At 36.9% G+C, this 18,191-nt stretch carries 17 protein-coding genes, 1 tRNA gene, 2 rRNA genes and 1 riboswitch (1 of these 21 cut by a window edge); of the genes, 17 read left to right on the forward strand and 3 right to left on the reverse strand.

Annotation, left to right across the window (positions count from 1 at the left end):
- From VXM77_RS01045 to VXM77_RS01055, 3 genes are all read left to right on the forward strand, one after another.
- A 23S ribosomal RNA gene (locus VXM77_RS01045) occupies positions 1-2,427 on the forward strand; it begins 467 nt to the left of the window's first position.
- A gap of 57 nt (positions 2,428-2,484) precedes the next feature.
- Positions 2,485-2,593, forward strand: a 5S ribosomal RNA gene (gene rrf / locus VXM77_RS01050).
- An 11-nt stretch (positions 2,594-2,604) separates the two neighbouring features.
- Positions 2,605-2,678: transfer RNA gene (locus tag VXM77_RS01055), tRNA-Gly, on the forward strand.
- Positions 2,679-2,849: 171 nt separating this feature from the next.
- On the opposite strand, the gene VXM77_RS01060 is transcribed toward VXM77_RS01055, so the two are convergent.
- On the reverse strand, positions 2,850-3,137 hold the full coding sequence (locus tag VXM77_RS01060; protein ID WP_161832579.1) for a hypothetical protein: 288 nt from the start codon (positions 3,135-3,137) through the stop codon (positions 2,850-2,852).
- A 495-nt stretch (positions 3,138-3,632) separates the two neighbouring features.
- Here VXM77_RS01060 and VXM77_RS01065 point away from each other — a divergent pair, with 495 nt between their 5' ends.
- The 9 genes from VXM77_RS01065 to folK all read left to right on the forward strand — a co-directional run bounded on the left by VXM77_RS01065 (position 3,633) and on the right by folK (position 10,861).
- Positions 3,633-4,493, forward strand: coding sequence for a hypothetical protein (locus tag VXM77_RS01065; RefSeq protein WP_338506671.1), 861 nt, complete (start codon positions 3,633-3,635; stop codon positions 4,491-4,493).
- A gap of 59 nt (positions 4,494-4,552) precedes the next feature.
- Entirely contained in the window at positions 4,553-4,957 is a 405-nt protein-coding gene (locus VXM77_RS01070; protein WP_161832577.1) for a hypothetical protein, read from the forward strand.
- Between the two features lie 824 nt (positions 4,958-5,781).
- Positions 5,782-6,699, forward strand: coding sequence for a UTP--glucose-1-phosphate uridylyltransferase GalU (gene galU / locus VXM77_RS01075; RefSeq protein ID WP_161832576.1), 918 nt, complete (start codon positions 5,782-5,784; stop codon positions 6,697-6,699).
- Positions 6,700-6,848: 149 nt separating this feature from the next.
- Complete coding sequence (locus VXM77_RS01080; protein ID WP_338506673.1) at positions 6,849-7,817, forward strand: hypothetical protein; 969 nt, start codon at positions 6,849-6,851, stop codon at positions 7,815-7,817.
- 51 nt (positions 7,818-7,868) lie between these two features.
- Positions 7,869-8,288 carry a DUF3908 family protein gene (locus VXM77_RS01085; protein WP_338506675.1) on the forward strand — a complete coding sequence of 140 codons (420 nt, stop codon included), beginning with the start codon at positions 7,869-7,871 and terminating at the stop codon, positions 8,286-8,288.
- Between the two features lie 149 nt (positions 8,289-8,437).
- Positions 8,438-9,028: a rubrerythrin gene (gene rbr / locus VXM77_RS01090; protein WP_161832573.1), complete on the forward strand. Its 591-nt coding sequence runs from the start codon at positions 8,438-8,440 to the stop codon at positions 9,026-9,028.
- Positions 9,029-9,141: 113 nt separating this feature from the next.
- Positions 9,142-9,975 (forward strand): dihydropteroate synthase, encoded by an 834-nt coding sequence (gene folP / locus VXM77_RS01095; RefSeq protein ID WP_338506678.1) that lies wholly within the window; start codon positions 9,142-9,144, stop codon positions 9,973-9,975.
- A 20-nt stretch (positions 9,976-9,995) separates the two neighbouring features.
- Positions 9,996-10,358: a dihydroneopterin aldolase gene (folB, locus tag VXM77_RS01100; protein ID WP_161832571.1), complete on the forward strand. Its 363-nt coding sequence runs from the start codon at positions 9,996-9,998 to the stop codon at positions 10,356-10,358.
- An 11-nt stretch (positions 10,359-10,369) separates the two neighbouring features.
- Complete coding sequence (folK, locus tag VXM77_RS01105) at positions 10,370-10,861, forward strand: 2-amino-4-hydroxy-6-hydroxymethyldihydropteridine diphosphokinase (RefSeq protein ID WP_338506680.1); 492 nt, start codon at positions 10,370-10,372, stop codon at positions 10,859-10,861.
- A gap of 117 nt (positions 10,862-10,978) precedes the next feature.
- On the opposite strand, the gene VXM77_RS01110 is transcribed toward folK, so the two are convergent.
- Positions 10,979-12,196, reverse strand: coding sequence for a phosphodiester glycosidase family protein (locus tag VXM77_RS01110; protein WP_338506682.1), 1,218 nt, complete (start codon positions 12,194-12,196; stop codon positions 10,979-10,981).
- Positions 12,197-12,635: 439 nt separating this feature from the next.
- Here VXM77_RS01110 and VXM77_RS01115 point away from each other — a divergent pair, with 439 nt between their 5' ends.
- From VXM77_RS01115 to dusB, 3 genes are all read left to right on the forward strand, one after another.
- Entirely contained in the window at positions 12,636-13,190 is a 555-nt protein-coding gene (locus VXM77_RS01115; protein WP_338506684.1) for a manganese efflux pump MntP family protein, read from the forward strand.
- Between the two features lie 19 nt (positions 13,191-13,209).
- Positions 13,210-14,172 carry a calcium/sodium antiporter gene (locus tag VXM77_RS01120; RefSeq protein ID WP_161832567.1) on the forward strand — a complete coding sequence of 321 codons (963 nt, stop codon included), beginning with the start codon at positions 13,210-13,212 and terminating at the stop codon, positions 14,170-14,172.
- Between the two features lie 340 nt (positions 14,173-14,512).
- Positions 14,513-15,520, forward strand: a complete 1,008-nt coding sequence (gene dusB / locus VXM77_RS01125) for a tRNA dihydrouridine synthase DusB (protein ID WP_161832566.1) — start codon at positions 14,513-14,515, stop codon at positions 15,518-15,520.
- Between the two features lie 67 nt (positions 15,521-15,587).
- On the opposite strand, the gene VXM77_RS01130 is transcribed toward dusB, so the two are convergent.
- The gene (locus VXM77_RS01130; RefSeq protein WP_338506687.1) at positions 15,588-16,628 is read right to left on the reverse strand and encodes a M42 family metallopeptidase; all 1,041 of its coding nucleotides are present in this window, start codon (positions 16,626-16,628) and stop codon (positions 15,588-15,590) included.
- A gap of 161 nt (positions 16,629-16,789) precedes the next feature.
- Between VXM77_RS01130 and VXM77_RS01135 the strand changes: the two genes are divergently transcribed.
- A complete protein-coding gene (locus VXM77_RS01135) occupies positions 16,790-17,239 on the forward strand; it encodes an RDD family protein (RefSeq protein ID WP_161832564.1) in 450 nt (149 codons plus the stop codon).
- Between the two features lie 25 nt (positions 17,240-17,264).
- The gene (locus VXM77_RS01140) at positions 17,265-17,912 is read left to right on the forward strand and encodes a VanZ family protein (RefSeq protein WP_161832563.1); all 648 of its coding nucleotides are present in this window, start codon (positions 17,265-17,267) and stop codon (positions 17,910-17,912) included.
- 148 nt (positions 17,913-18,060) lie between these two features.
- A riboswitch (purine riboswitch) is annotated at positions 18,061-18,162 on the forward strand.
- Positions 18,163-18,191: the final 29 nt, after the last annotated feature.

An 18,191-nucleotide genomic window follows, 5' to 3' on the forward strand; every position in this document is an offset into this window, starting at 1 on the left:
ACCTAGTGACCGATAGTGAACCAGTACCGTGAGGGAAAGGTGAAAAGAACCCCGGAAGGGGAGTGAAAGAGAACCTGAAACCGTGTGCCTACAACTAGTCAGAGCCCGTTAAAGGGTGATGGCGTGCCTTTTGTAGAATGAACCGGCGAGTTACGATATCGTGCAAGGTTAAGTTGAAGAGACGGAGCCGAAGCGAAAGCGAGTCTGAATAGGGCGAGGAGTACGATGTTGTAGACCCGAAACCGTGTGAGCTAGCCATGAGCAGGCTGAAGGTCAGGTAACACTGACTGGAGGGCCGAACCAGGGCACGTTGAAAAGTGCTTGGATGACTTGTGGCTAGGGGTGAAATTCCAATCGAACACGGATATAGCTGGTTCTCTCCGAAATAGCTTTAGGGCTAGCCTCGATAAGAGTCTACTGGAGGTAGAGCACTGAATGGGTGATGGCCCCACCTCGGGGTACTGATCTCAATCAAACTCCGAATGCCAGATAGATATGATCGGGAGTCAGACTGTGGGTGATAAGGTCCATGGTCAAAAGGGAAAGAGCCCAGACCGCCAGCTAAGGCCCCCAAGTGTCCGTTAAGTGGAAAAGGATGTGGAGATGCACAGACAACTAGGAGGTTGGCTTAGAAGCAGCCATCCTTTAAAGAGTGCGTAATAGCTCACTAGTCGAGTGACTCTGCGCCGAAAATGTACCGGGGCTAAACGGACCGCCGAAGCTGCGGATTGACACGAAGTGTCAGTGGTAGGAGAGCGTTCTAACAGCGGAGAAGCAGTACCGGAAGGAGCTGTGGAGCGGTTAGAAGTGAGAATGCCGGTGTGAGTAGCGAAAGATAGGTGAGAATCCTATCCATCGAAAGCCTAAGGTTTCCAGGGGAAGGCTCGTCCGCCCTGGGTAAGTCGGGACCTAAGGTGAGGCCGAAAGGCGTAGCCGATGGACAACAGGTAGAGATTCCTGTACCACTTAATAAACTGAAGGAGTGACGGAGAAGGCTAAGTTGAGCGTGTGAATGGATTCACGTGTAAGCAGTGAGGTGGTCATGTAGGCAAATCCGCATGGCGAAACATTGAGCTGTGATGCCGAAAGCCCGAAAGGGTGAAGTCAGCTGATGTCACGCTTCCAAGAAAAGCTTCTAGGGATAATTTATTAGGTGCCCGTACCGATAACCGACACAGGTAGGCGAGGAGAGAATCCTAAGATGAGCGAGAGAACTCTTGTTAAGGAACTCGGCAAAATGACCCCGTAACTTCGGGAGAAGGGGTGCTTGTGAAAGCAAGCCGCAGTGAAAAGGCCCAGGCGACTGTTTATCAAAAACACAGGTCTCTGCTAAACCGCAAGGTGATGTATAGGGGCTGACGCCTGCCCGGTGCTGGAAGGTTAAGAGGAGAGGTTAGCGCAAGCGAAGCTTTGAATTGAAGCCCCAGTAAACGGCGGCCGTAACTATAACGGTCCTAAGGTAGCGAAATTCCTTGTCGGGTAAGTTCCGACCCGCACGAAAGGCGTAACGATCTGGGCGCTGTCTCAACAAGAGACTCGGTGAAATCATAGTACCTGTGAAGATGCAGGTTACCCGCGACAGGACGGAAAGACCCCGTGGAGCTTTACTGTAGCTTGATATTGAGCACTGGTGACACATGTACAGGATAGGTAGGAGACGAAGAGACCAGGACGCCAGTCTTGGAGGAGTCGCTGTTGGGATACTACCCTTGTGTTACTGGGGTTCTAACCCGTGGCCATGAGCTGGTCAGGGGACAGTGTCAGGTGGGCAGTTTGACTGGGGCGGTCGCCTCCCAAAGAGTAACGGAGGCGCCCAAAGGTTCCCTCAGAATGGTTGGAAATCATTCGAAGAGTGTAAAGGCAGAAGGGAGCTTGACTGCGAGACCAACAAGTCGAGCAGGGACGAAAGTCGGGCTTAGTGATCCGGCGGTACCGAATGGAAGGGCCGTCGCTCAACGGATAAAAGCTACCCCGGGGATAACAGGCTGATCTCCCCCAAGAGTTCACATCGACGGGGAGGTTTGGCACCTCGATGTCGGCTCATCGCATCCTGGGGCTGTAGTCGGTCCCAAGGGTTGGGCTGTTCGCCCATTAAAGCGGTACGCGAGCTGGGTTCAGAACGTCGTGAGACAGTTCGGTCCCTATCCGTCGTGGGCGTAGGAAATTTGAGAGGAGCTGTCCTTAGTACGAGAGGACCGGGATGGACACACCGCTGGTGTACCAGTTGTTCTGCCAGGAGCATAGCTGGGTAGCTACGTGTGGAAGGGATAAACGCTGAAAGCATCTAAGCGTGAAGCCCCCCTCAAGATGAGATTTCCCATTCGAAAGAAGTAAGATCCCTTGAAGACGACGAGGTAGATAGGTCAGGAGTGGAAGTTTGGTGACAGATGAAGCGGACTGATACTAATCGATCGAGGACTTAACTAATAAGGAAGTAAGCAGAAGATATCTAGTTTTGTGAGATTGATAAGATCTGACAGAAGGTCTAGTGATAAGGGCAAGGAGGGCACACCTGTTCCCATACCGAACACAGAAGTTAAGCTCCTTAGCGCCGAGGGTAGTACGCAAGTGCGAGAGTAGGACGTCGCTAGGCCATAAATAAATGCGGGTGTAGTTTAATGGTAGAACTTCAGCCTTCCAAGCTGACTGTGAGAGTTCGATTCTCTTCACCCGCTCCAAATAGCCAATTAACATCCTTTGGGGTGTTTTTTTTATTTATCATGGATAATGATATCAAAAGGGATCAGAGAGTTTTCTAAACTATTTGATCCTTTTTTTTATTATAAAAAAGGTCGACTAGTAAGAAAAATTATATTTCTTATGTCAACCTAGAAGACGTGGTATTAAATTTATGCATTTTTGAATAAGAGAGGTGATAGTAAAACCTCATTGTCTTTTTCTATCGGAGAATTTTCAAATAGGGACTTTAAGTAAGGATCTCTTGCAGCAATTTCTTCATTAATTAACGGTAGATTCGCAAGAATTTGAGATGATTCATCTTCTATTTCAAAATAGTACCTATGGATGTTAATAGATGCATTAGGATAAAGGGCATGTATTCCTTCAGATATCGCATATTTGTGGTAGGTTAAATCAGTCGTCACACAATAGGATGGATCAACAAGTTGAAATTTCATAATTATCCTCCTTCATTAGATGTAAGTCTTTTTATACCACTATATGCGGATAAGAGGGGTTATATGAGGAATTAAAATTAATTAGGAAGGAGATATTAATATATATAAGTCCATTTCTATAATAAAAATCTATCTTCCTAGTACGGGCTATACTTATTTGATAGAAGGTAGATGAAAGTATTTTTAAAGGATAGAATAGTAGATAAGTTATTAGAAAGTAAAGGAACAACATAAAAAAAGACAAAAATGGACATTTAAACAATGGTAAAGTTTCAAAAATCGATAATATTATGTAAAAAATGATATTAAATTTGTTTATTTGTTTCCACATTATGTTATAATATAATTATACACAGCTCTGTGGATAAATTTATATTTTATCAATAAAATGCTTATTAAACTGATAAAAATAGAATCTAAGTTATCCACATAGATGATTAATTAATGTGGATAATGGTGTTTATAAATAATGAATGTTAGGAAGGGGGATGGGAAGTGATACCTTATGCGATTTGTAATGTTGAAAAACATGTCGTGAACTCATTAAAGAAAATGGAATCACGAGAATTTTTTTATCCATCGATTAAATATGACTTGATGTATATGTTTGAACGCTACGGCATCAATCATAATTGTGATATTTGGTTAACGTACAATAGTGATATGAATGGGAATGAGGTTGTTGTTAAATTAGGATGTTTATCGTTATCTTATTGGACAAGTGGGTTTTATCCAAGCCGTCGATTTCAACAATTATATTTAGTCGATGAACAATTAGAAAATATTTTACGAATTAAACGCATGTTGGTAAACCCACCAGATATAAATATCATGCTAAACCGTGGAAAAGGTTTAGAGATAGAGAGTAAAACAGCCGATATTGTTTATTCTAGTAATTTGGATTTACGTAGTGAAGAAAAACAAATGGATTTTTTTTTAGAGGGAATAAGGGCATTAAAAGATGATGGAGTTTTTTATTATATCAAGATAGTTGAGGACTACTATGCCTCGGTCTATCGATTACTTGCAGAATTTGATCAGTCATTAAGAGAAAAGTCTTTAGATAATCAGTATTATTATAATTCTGTAACGTCTGCGGAAAGATTTCTGAATCAAACATTTAGACAAATTACCGTGGGGGATTACGAGTCATTGATGAGAGTGGATAATGTAGATGACTTTATTGGATTTATTTTAAGTGATCCTGAGTTTCAGGACGTTAAGTATCAACTCTTTAAATCAGGAATTTCGAAGTTTAGAAACTTTTTACAGGGACGTATTGAAAGATTTGGGGGAATTTTGATTAATAGGAGTTTTAAAGTCTATCGATATAGTCATCCAATTGTCTACAGTTAAGAGATAGAAATATAAATTCGATGCTTAGAAAGGCGAACTAGATAGTAAGGTTAAAAGGTATGAAAAAATTATGGCGATATAAATTATTTATTTTTCTTTTTTCTCTGGCTATTATAGGTGTGAACCTAGTTCCAAGATGTGTTGAGGTATACAGATATAAGTTAAATGCGGAGGTATCATTTGTAAATGATGATTTAAGGGGGGCACTTTTAAGTTATAAAAAAGCTTATGCCCAAATTCCCCTATCATCCTTAAAAAGAGAAATGGAAATAATAGAACGTGTAATGATATCTAAATCTCAGTTTACCCAGGGACAAGAGGCAGAAAAAAATCAAGACTTTGAAATGGCTTATTATTATTATAGCAAGGTTGATAAGATAGATAGCGCCCGTTATGCATGTGCGCAACATAAATTATTAGATTTATCTAACAAGGGGACTAGTAATTTTCGTGAAAATTCGTAGGAATATCAGGATATTAACTATACTCCTTCGTAAATGATAGTTTTTGTAATGCTACTGTCCGAGCGATGGATCCTGTTTGTTGTTGAGCAGATGCAAGGATAATTTTATGTAAGGTTTTAAAGAGACTATTAATCTTCAATAAGCGTGTATCTTTATTCAAGTTAAATAAAATGAATACTGATAGGGTGATTACAAAGAAGTTGTTTTTTAATGAATGAGGTAAGAGAAAAAGGGACCTAGTATAAGGTCCCTTTTGTTATTATTTTTTTATCTTAGAATCCGCCGTTACAGCAGCAAGCAATGATAGCTAATAAGATAAATAAAACTAAAATAAAACAACAATTTCCATTTCCACACATAGATTGTTCACCTCATTTAGTCTTGGTAGAATTACTACCTAATTTAATGTATGAAAAATAACGTATTTTGTGAGAGAGTAATAGCAAGTGGATGTACTCTTTTTATACCGATGATGGATAGCGGAGTATAAAATAAAAAAGGGAGGTCCGTCTAGACCACCCTTAAAAAATTTATATTCTTGGCTTAGAATCCACCGTTACAGCAGCAAGCAATGATAGCTAATAAGATAAATAAAACTAAAATAAAACAACAATTTCCATTTCCACACATAAATAATTCACCTCATTTAATCTCGGTAGATTTACTACCTAATTTAGTGTATGAACGTTTTCTGATTTTGTGAGGGAAAGCATTAGTAAAAACTTTCTAATTTCCTCCTACATTGTTGTTATAAAATTTGGAAAAACTATTTATAATATAATAGATATATAATTAATGGGATATTTGGAAATGGAGATGAATTCATGCGGAAACCAGTAAGGAAGGCGGTTATTCCAGCGGCAGGGTTGGGAACAAGGTTTTTGCCTGCAACTAAGGCACAGCCCAAAGAAATGTTGCCTCTTGTGGATAAACCGACCATTCAATATATTGTTGAAGAGGCGGTTGCATCCGGAATTGAGGAAATTTTAATTGTAACAAGTTCTATGAAACGACCAATTGAGGACCATTTTGATAAATCATATGAATTAGAAGATACACTAGAGAAAAAGGGAAAATTAGAAATGTTAGAGATGGTGAAAGAGATTTCTAATTTAGTTCAAATTCATTACGTTCGTCAAAAGGAGGCAAAGGGATTAGGACATGCCATTTTATGTGCTAAAACCTTTATTAAAGATGAACCTTTTGTTGTCTTATTAGGTGACGATGTGGTAGTCAATGATGAAAATCCGGCTACAAAGCAACTTGTACAAGCATATAATAAAATTGGATGTTCTATTATGGGAGTACAGAGGGTTCCTCATGAGGAAGTTTATAAGTACGGGATTGTACACCCTGCTGAGTCTCAAAGGTTTAACGGTGATTCTAGAATGGTAAAGTTAACAGGAATGGTTGAAAAGCCACGGATTGATGAAGCACCTTCAGATTTGGCTATTATGGGAAGATATGTACTTACACCTGAAATTTTTGAAATGTTAGAAGACCAAGAGCCTGGTACAGGGGGTGAAATTCAATTAACGGATGCTATTGATCGATTAATGGATCGTCAGGCGGTATATGCCTATGATTTTCAAGGAAAGCGATATGATGTTGGAGATAAATTTGGATTCATTAAAGCGACGATTGACTTTGCGCTAGAGCGTGAAGACCTTGGGCAACAGGTAAGGGATTATTTGTTGAAAGAGATCCTTCCACGTTTGGAAGGAGAGCGTGTCTCACTTTAAATATAGAGAAGAAAGTTAACGTCGAAATAAAGTGACCTTGTAGCTAATAGCTGTAAGGTTTTTTTTATTTTTTAAATTGAGATAACAAAAAGGGTGGGGTCGGTGCATATAGTATATTAGGGATACTGTTAGCTGATGGAGGGATGAGTATGAAATTTCAAAAAGCTATTCACCGTGCTGAAATGTTTTTCAATCAATATCAAAAGGAACCAAGTGTAACACGATTAAACAGTTTTAAGAGGCTACATGCAGATTTGAAAAGTAGGAGTTACTTATTTAATATTAAGTATTTATATACTTATCAGATGTTAAAGGGTGCAGATGTCTTACCAGAGTGGTACATGTCTTTAGCAAATACTCGCTTTACAGAATTAGAAAAATTTTTTAATTCGGAATTTCATAAGCTATTAGTGGAAGACAATGGCCAATTGGAGGAGTTAAATAAATTTTTAATACAAAGGATAGCATGGATATATCAGGGAAAATTTAGAGTGTACCCAACAACACCACTCGATTATCTACCCTTAAAGCTAAGATTAAGTGTGTATATCTTTTTATATCAAAATGAGGAGGATCAAAAGGCACGATGCCATTTGAGAAGTCGTATTGCGACGTCGTTAGCAAGATTAGGGTATTTAGAGTTAGCTAATTTTTATAGTGTATATAACTGGTTAATGGCGCAGGATGTAACAAATACTCATTTTCGAGAATCCCGACATCTTATTCGTAGCTTGCAGAGTCAAAAATATATGAGTCAGTCAGCTAAACGTCTAGCAAAAGACGGAGAAGATGTAAGCAAAGTAACAGAACTTAATTATTACTATACCCAACTCCTTAATCCTAAAAATATGAAATATGATAGAGCTCACGTTGCAACAATAGATTTAGTTACCTTTTATTATGAAGAGTATCCACAGTTAAAAGAGTTAGGATTACCATTAAAAAATTACTTAAGAACGCATAATAAAGAGGAATTCTACGAGGCAGTCGCTAAACAACGAATGAAGTTTATCCGTGATGCAGTGAAAGTTCCTTATACTTTAAGAGAAATGATTATGACCCCAATTGATCAGGAACAGCTCATTATTTATAATTATTTATTAAGAATTATTGTCTAGTGTTCTTTTTCCTCCTTTTAAGACATATCTTGTTGTGAAAGGAGGGTTTTTATGATTACCATTAATCAATTAAGGGAAAATTCAATGCGATATATTGACTCCGAATCTGTAGCTCTTATTTACCTGTTAAAGGTTATTGATGAATGTCTTGTTTTTGATCATAAAACCGTCATTTATCCTAAAAATTTATATTGTAGGGATAAATCTTTAATCCTTTATATTTTTACTTCGGACTATCAGTTGATTAGGTTGAGTTACGACGCTGAAACCGTATCGATGATAACAAGAGACTTAAATCATTTAATTAAAAGTCAATATCTTATATCTAATCAAGAAAGTCAACTCAGTTTGATGTTTGAGGACGAGATTATCTATTTATATCCTAAAATGGATACGACGTCGCCTTACGTTAAAGAATTTAATTCTCAATTAATATTAATTTGCAAATATTTACAAGAAAAAGGAAAATAAGAAATAAAACGTAAAAATAATAAAGGAGATAACATAAGTTCTAGCATAAAAGGTTGCAAATTAAACCTAACTTTTAGTTTGTTAGAATATTTTAAATCTAATCCTCCACAATAAAATTATATTTCAAAGCTTAATGGAGGTTAGATAGAATGGCAACGTTAAAGGGAACTGAAACACATAAAAATTTAATGCGAGCATTCGCAGGGGAGTCTCAAGCACGCAATAGGTATAATTTTTATGAGAGTATTGCTAGAAAGCAAGGATATCCATTAGTTGCTGATGTCTTTAAATTAACAGCGGAACAGGAAAAGATGCATGCGAAGATATTTTTTCAACATTTGATGGATGAATTTAATGGAGAGGAAATTCAAATTGATGCGAATTATCCCGTAGACTTATATCAAGAGAATACGATGCAAAATTTAATGGCATCGGTGCGTGCAGAGGCACACGAGCATGAAGAGGTTTATCCGGCATTTGCTCAAGTTGCTAAAGATGAAGGATTTCCACAGATTGCGGCATCTTTTAATTTTATTGGAAAGATTGAAGAAACTCATCGCCAACGTTTCGCTACATTAGCCAAGGAATTTGAAGATGATACAATGTTTAAGCGTGCAACTCCTATTGCGTGGGAATGTCAAGTCTGTGGACATATCCATTTCGGAGTAGCAGCGCCGGCTATGTGTCCTGTTTGTAAACATCCTAAAGGCTTCTTTAAAGCGTTAGAGAACGCTAATTAAATAAAAGAGAAAAAGTCGTGTGATTGGAGAACACGACTTTTTTTGTATTTACTTGACGTTTGATATGACTTATACTTATAAATAAGTTAAATAGAAAAACAGGGGAGATTACTATGTTATTTAATCAAAAGAAGCCGTTAATTATGGGTATTTTAAATATTACGCCGGATAGTTTTTCCGATGGTGGGAGTTATTCACAGCTTGATGAAATTGTGGAAAGAGCTAAACAAATGGTTTTAGATGGTGCTGATATTATTGATGTTGGGGGTGAGTCAACACGTCCGGGTTCTAGTATTGTTCGTTTAGAGGAGGAGTTAAGTCGAGTTATTCCGGTTATTAAACGACTAGTTACTGAAATTGACGTTCCTATTTCTATTGATACGTATAAGGCTGAGGTGGCAAGGCAAGCCGTCCTAGCGGGTGCAACAATAATTAATGATATCGGTGGAGCCAAATTTGATCCATTAATGCCTGAGGTGATGGCACAAACAGGTGCCTATGTTATTTTGATGCATAATCGTAAACCAAATTTAGAGAAAACAAATTGTATAACAGCGGTTAGCGGGTCATTGACTGAGTATGAGGATATCGTTTTAACCGTGAAGAAAGAAATGATGGAGAGTATTGAGTTAGTAAAAGCTGCAGGGGTGAACCAAGATAAAATAATTATTGATCCAGGGATTGGTTTTGCCAAAACCGTTGAGGGAAATATTGAATTATTACGACGAATTACAGAGCTACACGACTTGGGGTATCCCATTTTACTAGGTGTAAGTAAAAAAGGAACAATTGGTCATTTATTAGGTGGGTTAGGAGTAAATCAAAGAGCAGAGGGAACAATGGCAGCCACTTGCTTTGCGGTAAGTAAGAATATAAATATTGTTCGAGTGCATGATGTCCTTGAAAATGCTCGTGCAGCCCGGGTAATGGAAGCATTGATTGGCTAATAGAAAGAGGAGTGTTAAAAATGGAACAAATTATGTTAAATGATATGATATTTGTAACAAGACATGGTGCGTGTCCCCATGAATATGAATTTGATCAGAAGTTTAAGGTCGATGTTTGGATGAAGACAAATTGTGTTGCTAGAGCTGGCGCATCAGATGCTTTAAATTTAACGATTAACTATGCAGATGCTTATGCTATTATTGAAGATATTATGTACGGTGAACATGTGGACTTGTTGGAAACGTTAGCGTATCGAATTGGAAATAGTTTAATTCAAACTTACCGCACGATTGAGAACGTAAAAGTTGAAGTAAGAAAGATGCAACCGCCTATTACAAACTTTAATGGAACGGCCGCTGTCAGTCTTTTAGTTACAAGATAGGAGTGATAGGGATGCAGATTGCCTACTTAGGGCTTGGATCTAATATAGGAGATAAAAAAAAATATTTATATGATGCTCTTCAACTATTAAATCGTCATGAGGGGATTGGAATAACTCGTGTTTCATCCCTCTATGAAACGGAACCGTGGGGATATAAGGAACAGGATCTTTTTATGAATCTCGTGGTAGAAATCGAAACTTCTTTAAACCCATTTGAATTATTAGAGGTTTGTCAGTTAATTGAAAGCGATCTTGGTCGTATTCGTGAGATGAAATGGGGTCCGCGTGTTATTGATGTAGATATACTACTTTATGGAAAAGAAAATATTATGACAGAGAGATTAGTTGTTCCTCATCCATATATGACTGATAGGGATTTTGTGATGATTCCTTTAGCTGAAATTAATCCTCAGTACAAGATTAAAGGAAAGCAAGCCCACGAATGGAGTAAAAAGTTTAATGCGATGGCAATTAAAAAAGTATCTCACTCTCTAGGAGAGTAACTTAGTAGTAGCATGATAATATTGTCTAGATGTGATTTTCTTGCAGATAGGCTCAATAGAGTGAAGTTAAGATGAATTTAAAAGGGAGGTTTTATCTTTGAAGATAAAACCTCCCTTTTAAAAGTAAATCATATCTACCACAGACCGTTCATTTCCGTCTGAAGGAGTGTTGATAAGTTTTCCCTGGAAGTAAAGACTTGTTGAACCTCCACCATCCAAATTATATGCAGTTTCACAACCTAAATTTAAAAAGATTTGTTGAGCCTCTTGAAGGCTCATTCCCTTTGCCCCTTCCATACGTCCCTCAGCAACAAGTAGGACGTATCTATTATCATCTAATTGTCCGATTGCCGTTCTTGGGTGATAACTAGTATCCTTTATTTCAAGAGGTTTTCCGTCACGAATTAAAATAGGACCGAACGTGAATGTCTGCTGAATATCAGCGTTTTTAAATTCCTCTTCTGTATTAATCGTTGTAAAAGTTAAATCGCCATCTGATTTTAAGGATAAAATTTCTTCAGTATAAGAGGTGTCTAGACTAATTAACTCTCCATTGCGTACAACAGCCCCCATCGGACGATTTGTTTTAGCATAAAATCCAGATGCATTAATAGCAAGAATGGCATTTAAACGTTTGGCCATTGAGGAAATGGTTTCTCGCTCCCCATTATAAGTATTATTTGCCATGGCCCCCTTAAGTGGTGTTTCGTTTGAGGCGACAACTTCTGCTAACCAGTAATGCTGATCGGTTGTTCGCGTTTCAACTAATTTAACCTTTAAATCATCTTTTACGTAAAAATGCTCGTTAAGGGTATTATAGTAGTTTTGTATTTCATCCCTTTCCTTTTGAACATCATTTTTAGCATTTTCCAATTCGCCTGCTTTGCTCTGGGCCTCGCCAAGGAGGTTTCGATATTTAACTTCTAATTCATTTACACTAAGAGGCCTTTCAGAGATATACTGTTCGTTTAACTTTGTTAAGTCCTCTAGTTGTTTACTTAGGCTGCTAATGTTTTGGTTTAATTGTTCATTTTGTTCATTTAATGCAACGAGTTGATCTTCTTGAGACGTCGCCTCATTTTCTAATGTTGCCTTTGTTTGCAGAGCTAATTCTAATTGTTCTTGTAAAGAGTGATTAGCATTAATTAGTGATGTTTGTGCATGATGTTGTTGATTAATGGTTTGGTTTTGTTGGTTAATTTTTTTATTGAGCGTCTCAATCACTGTTTGTGTTTCATAATAATAAAAAATACTACCACCGATGATTAGAGATAAAAGATTCATCTTGATTAGATTAAGCCAAATTTTTTGTTGCCTTTTTTGATAACGGCTCATAGCCTCACCCCCCTATGATTTTTTTATTATACATATTTAAGTAGACGAAAAAGTTAGATTTACGTCGTCCGGTTGTTAAAAGATAAATCTCCCTTTAAAAAGTTTATTTTTACGTGTTAATAGAGTTTTAATTTATAATTCTTGGTTTAATTTTTAATAGTTTGTAAATAATAAGATTACATTTCAAAAATTGGAATGTCGTTCTTGAAATATAACCTATGAATATAGTATACTAATCTCGTTATTAATTAAAACCTGTTTAAGAATGAGGGAGTAGTTAGCATCTTTGATGTGATTAGGTCAACAATCGCGAAATTAATTTCTGGCTTAATATTAAATGACGAGACTCATACATAACTTTTTTGTTATGTATGAATCTCGTTTTTTTATTGCTTTCATACGACTTGGATTAAAGAGGTTATAGAAAGGAGGGTTTTGGATGGGAATTTTAACGTTGATTTTTATTGCGGTTAGCTTGGCCATGGATGCTTTTACGGTTTCTATTGCGAAGGGAATGAGTCTTAAGCGTTCTAATTCACGTCAGGCAGCAAAAGTCGCTGTATTTTTTGGTGGCTTTCAGGCTTTGATGCCCTTAATCGGTTGGATTTGTGGTCAAAGTTTTGCGAAGTACATTCAAACATTTACACCTTGGATTGCCCTTATCTTATTGGGGGCGATTGGGGGAAAGATGCTCTATGAGGCATTTTCTCACGATGGAGAGGAGGAGGAAAATCAAGGCTTATTAAGTGTAAAATCTTTAACAATCTTGGCCATTGCAACAAGTATAGATGCATTGGTCGTGGGAGTTACCTTTGCCTTTTTTGATGTTAATATTGTTCTAGCTATTACCATCATCGGTATTATTACATTTATCGTCAGTTATATCGGTGTTTTACTTGGGAAGAAGATTGGAAAATATCTGAATAATTATGCTGAGATTGTCGGTGGGATTATTTTAATTCTTATCGGATTAAGCATTTTCTTAAATCGATAATAAAAAGGATGTGAAATGAATGAGTTATATCATGTTGATTGTTGGTTTTATTTTGTTAATAAAAGGGGCGGATTGGTTCGTAGGAGGGGCGTCGTCGATTGCTAAAACATTGAAAATACCGAGCTTGATTATCGGATTAACGATTGTAGCATTTGGTACGAGTGCTCCAGAGGCAGCGGTAAGTATTACAGGGGCCTTTGCTGGTGCAAATGATATTACAGTAGGAAATGTTATCGGATCTAATATGTTTAATTTATTAGTGGTAGTTGGAGTTTCCGCTTTTATCTGTCCGTTAAAGGTTAAGCGATCTATCATCGCGAAGGAATTCCCATTTGCGATTTTAGGGACATTTGTTTTAATTCTTTTAGGATATGATTCGAAATATCATAATTATCCTGATAATGTCTTGACACAAGCAGATGGAATTATGTTGTTGTTATTGATGGCTATCTTTATGTATTATCTGATTGAATTAGCGTTAACTTCTCGTAAGAATGGCGTTGAGGCTGAGACAGAAGAAGAGATTAAGGTATATTCAATGCCTAAAAGTATTGGATTATGTTTAATTGGTATTGTTGGAATTGTCCTTGGTGGGGATTGGGTCGTTGATGCGGCGTCAGCCATTGCCCTAACATTCGGAATGAGTCAAAGTATGGTAGGTTTAACAATTGTAGCTATTGGGACATCCTTACCAGAATTAGTGACTTCCGTTGTGGCCGCTCGTAAAGGTGAGAGTGATATTGCACTTGGAAATGTAATTGGTTCAAATATATTCAATGTGTTTTTTGTTCTTGGAATTTCATCAACTATTCACGAGATTACGATTAATACGTCCGTATTTTTCGACATGTTCTTGATGTTGATCACCTCACTAATTGCCTATGGATTTGCGGTGTCTAAACGTAAGATTAATAAAGTAGAAGGAGTTATATTAATTTCACTTTATGTAGCGTATATGGCTTTTGTTATTTGGAAGGGATAACGGTTTGCATACAAAAATACAAAAGGAGGATTGGATAAATCCTCCTTTTAATATGCGACGTCTAGAGTGAATCAATAGACGTGACTTGAAGTTTTAAACGGGATACGGTATAATGATTTGAGATTTTATGTCGATAATTTTAGTGCTTTTAAATAGATATCTAAAGAAGTTGTTAGATGTTCAACTCCTTTAAAGCCCTACTAAAGGAAGCTACAGCTGATTTTTAAGTGGTAGGGGAATCAAAGCCTTGGCGACTATCGTTTAAGGTAAGGATATGAGAATTAAAGATATGTTCGTTTATAAAAATATAGAGTCCTTTGAAAGGGAGAGTGATGAAACAATGAGTTTTAAAATCCGTGAAATTGAAATTGATAATCCTGTTGTTTTAGCACCAATGGCTGGTGTTTGTAATGCCGCATTTCGTACGATTATTAAAGAAATGGGAACGGGATTAATTTATGCAGAAATGGTAAGTGATAAGGCTGTTGTGTATCAAAATAAAAAAACGTTAGATATGCTATATGTTGATCCGGCAGAGCGTCCATTATCGATGCAAATTTTTGGTGCAGATAAGGAAACGTTTATTGAGGCAGCTAAATATGTTGATGCGAATTGTGATTGCGACATTATTGATATTAATATGGGATGTCCAGTTCCTAAGGTGACTAAAAATGAAGCGGGAGCACGTTTGTTATTAGAACCAGAAAAAATCTATGATATTGTCGCAAGCGTTGTAGATGTTTGTAAAAAGCCTGTAACCGTAAAAATGCGTACAGGATGGGATAAAGAGCATATTTATGCGATTGAGAATGCATTGAAAATTGAACAAGCAGGGGCGAGTGCTGTTGCTGTCCACGGACGCACACGTTCGCAAATGTACGAAGGAAAAGCAGACTGGGGAATTATTAAAGATGTTAAAGAGGCAATTAAAACGATTCCTGTTATAGGTAATGGAGATATTAATTCTCCAGAAGTCGCTAAAAAGGTGTTAGAGGAGTCTGGGGTAGATGGTATTATGATTGGTCGTGCTGCCCTTGGAAATCCATGGCTTATGAAGCAAATTGTACACTATTTAAAAACAGATGAGTTAATTGAAGAACCGTCAGCAGATGAAAAGCTACGCTTAGCTATTGACCATATGGATAGATTAATTGATTTAAAATGTGAAAAGGTCGCCCTACTTGAGATGAGATCGCATATGGCATGGTATATTAAAGGATTAGAGGGTGCAACTCATGTTAAACGTCTAATTACAACGGTTAAGACGCGTCAGGAAATGATGGATATTATTAATCGTTATCAAGCTTATTTACATGGGGATAAGTCTGCAAAATTGGTAGTTGAATAAAAAATGGAGGATAGGAGTCCTCTAATAAAAGGAGACCATCTTAGATAGGATGGTCTCCTTTTAACTATTAAAATTGAATTTCTGTTAAGTAGGCGAAGATTAATTTCATTGTGTTGAGACATCCTTCAATATGGGTTCGTTCGACTCCGTGTGAAGCATGTACCCCAGGTCCGATTAAGGCCGCCTTTATATCGTGCCCAGCGCGAAGAGCAGCTGAGGCATCGGAACCATAGAAAGGGTATATGTCGATTGCGTGGTTTATTTGGTGTTTTTTAGACAAAGTGAGGAGCTCGGAAACCATATTATAGTCATAGGGGCCAGATGAATCTTTAGCACAGATGGAAACATCATACTCGGTACATGATAAATCTTTACCTACACACCCCATATCAACGACAAGTAAGCGACTGACATCATTTGGAATATAAGAGGCTCCATGTCCCACTTCTTCATAAGTAGAGATAATAAGTTTAATCGTATGTCGAGGCTTTAAGTTGTTGTCTTTCAAATACTTAAAGACTGTTAGAATAATCGAAACACTTACTTTGTCGTCAATATGCCGAGATTTAATAAATCCACTTTTGGTGATGACTGTTTTGGGGTCAATTGATATGAAATCACCATTTTGTATACCTAGATTAATAACGTCGTCTTTACTCTCCGCCTTTTCATCGATTCTAACCATAAGCTCATCAATAGTCTGTCCTGTTTGTGTACATTCCTTATAGACGTGAGCGGACGGGGTGGTGCTAAGAATTGTTCCCGTATAAGTGGTATTATTTCGGGTATGAATTTGACAGTATTCTCCTTGTAATGTCATCATTTGATTTCCACCAATTGAGGTTAAGTTTAGTGTTCCGTCATGGTTAATAGAACGAACCATAAGTCCCAAAGTATCGACGTGGGCTGCCAACGCAAGTGTTTGGTTGGGGTGGATTCCCGGAAATTCAATTATAAGATTACCTTTATTGGTTTTATGGTGAGAAAGACCCAATTCGCTGCTATATTGGGCTATTTTTTCAATAACATGATGTGTATAGCCACTTGGGCTAGGAGTCGTTAAAATATCCTTAACCAGGCTATAAAAATAGGATTGGTCGAATGACATAAGCATTCCTCTTTTCTTTATAAATATTTAAAAAACTAGCCCTCCTCGCTTTCAGTATAAAAGCAGTGAAAGATAAAATAACTTAATTTACACTCTATATTATCTCATGTATAATAAGGGAGTAATTTAATTTCGGCAATTATAGGAGAGGGATGTTAGTAATGTTTAATCTTTTATTCAGACGAGGGGTCGCATTTTTAATTGATGCATTGATGTTAGTCGTTATCTTTTTTGGTAATTTTGGTTTTATTATGAGTGCTTTTTCAGTAAGTATAGAGAATCCATTACAGTTAAATGGATTATTGGCCATGGTGGCACTTCAACTTCTTTACGTTTGGATTTACTTTGTTTATGTTCCAGTAAAAATGCCAGGGCAAACAGTTGGAAAGAAACTAATGAAGATCAAAGAGCTTAGAGCAGATGGGAAAGAAATGACATTAAAGCAGTATTTCCAACGCGATTTTATGATGAAGTTTTTATTATCTTCATTAACACGAGGATTTATTGTATTATTTAATGGGATCCTATTGGCTTATCAATGCATTCGTAAACAAGAACTGTGTACATTACATGATATGGTCGTAAGGACACAAGTGGTACGAGTAAAATAAGATTAATTAATAGGGAGTGAATATCATGAAGGAGGCTGTAGTAGGGTGTCATAATTTATCCGATTTAGCGAATCAGATTGATCAGTTAGAAAGGATATCAGTACTAAACTTCAACCTACTGATGACAGTGATTTTGACTTTAGGAATCATGATTATTTATTATCGTCGGATTCAATATAAATCACTGTTTCACTTTATGATAGTCACTTCTTTTGTTTTTTATGTATTAAATGTTATTCGCTTAACCTTTTTTCCTATGCCTATTAATGCTCATTATCTTGAACTGCTAAGGAAAGGGGTTAGTTGTGGAATTGTATCTGAACGTCGTCACAATTTTCAATTATTTGATTTTATGAAATGGAATAATTTGTTTCATATTACTACGTTGGGGAATTTCATTATGTTAATGCCGCTAAGCTTTTACTTACCTACTGTTTTTCAAAAGCGAAAGTGGGGAATTTTTAAAGTGACAGGGGTCGGCTTTTTAGTATCCTTAACAATTGAATGTTTACAACTGATGTATGATTATGTAACAGGGTATGCCTATAGAGGATTTAATGTGGACGACTTATTGATGAATACGTTGGGTGTGACAATAGCGTATTCATTTATTACGGCGATAAAAATAATCGGTTATTTATTAGTATATTTTTGGAAAAGGATGAAGAAATGAGAGCGTGTGGTTTCTTCATCCTTTTTTAATGCGTTTAAAAATGAAAGGAAAAGGAATTATTTTCATTTTTTAATAAAAAATCTAAACTAATGTGAAGAATTTGTGTAAATAGGATTGACTTTTTTAAGAAATGAACGTATATTTAAGAAGTAAATTTAATCTTTTCTCTCGTATATCATCGGAAATAGGGTCCGAAAGTCTCTACCTACTCACCGTAAATGAGTAGACTACGGGTGGTAATTAGCAAAACAGGATAAATTGGCCATAGTTTATCACGTT

The sequence above is a fragment of the Turicibacter sp. KK003 genome (assembly GCF_037014675.1).
Classification (GTDB): domain Bacteria; phylum Bacillota_I; class Bacilli_A; order MOL361; family Turicibacteraceae; genus Turicibacter; species Turicibacter faecis.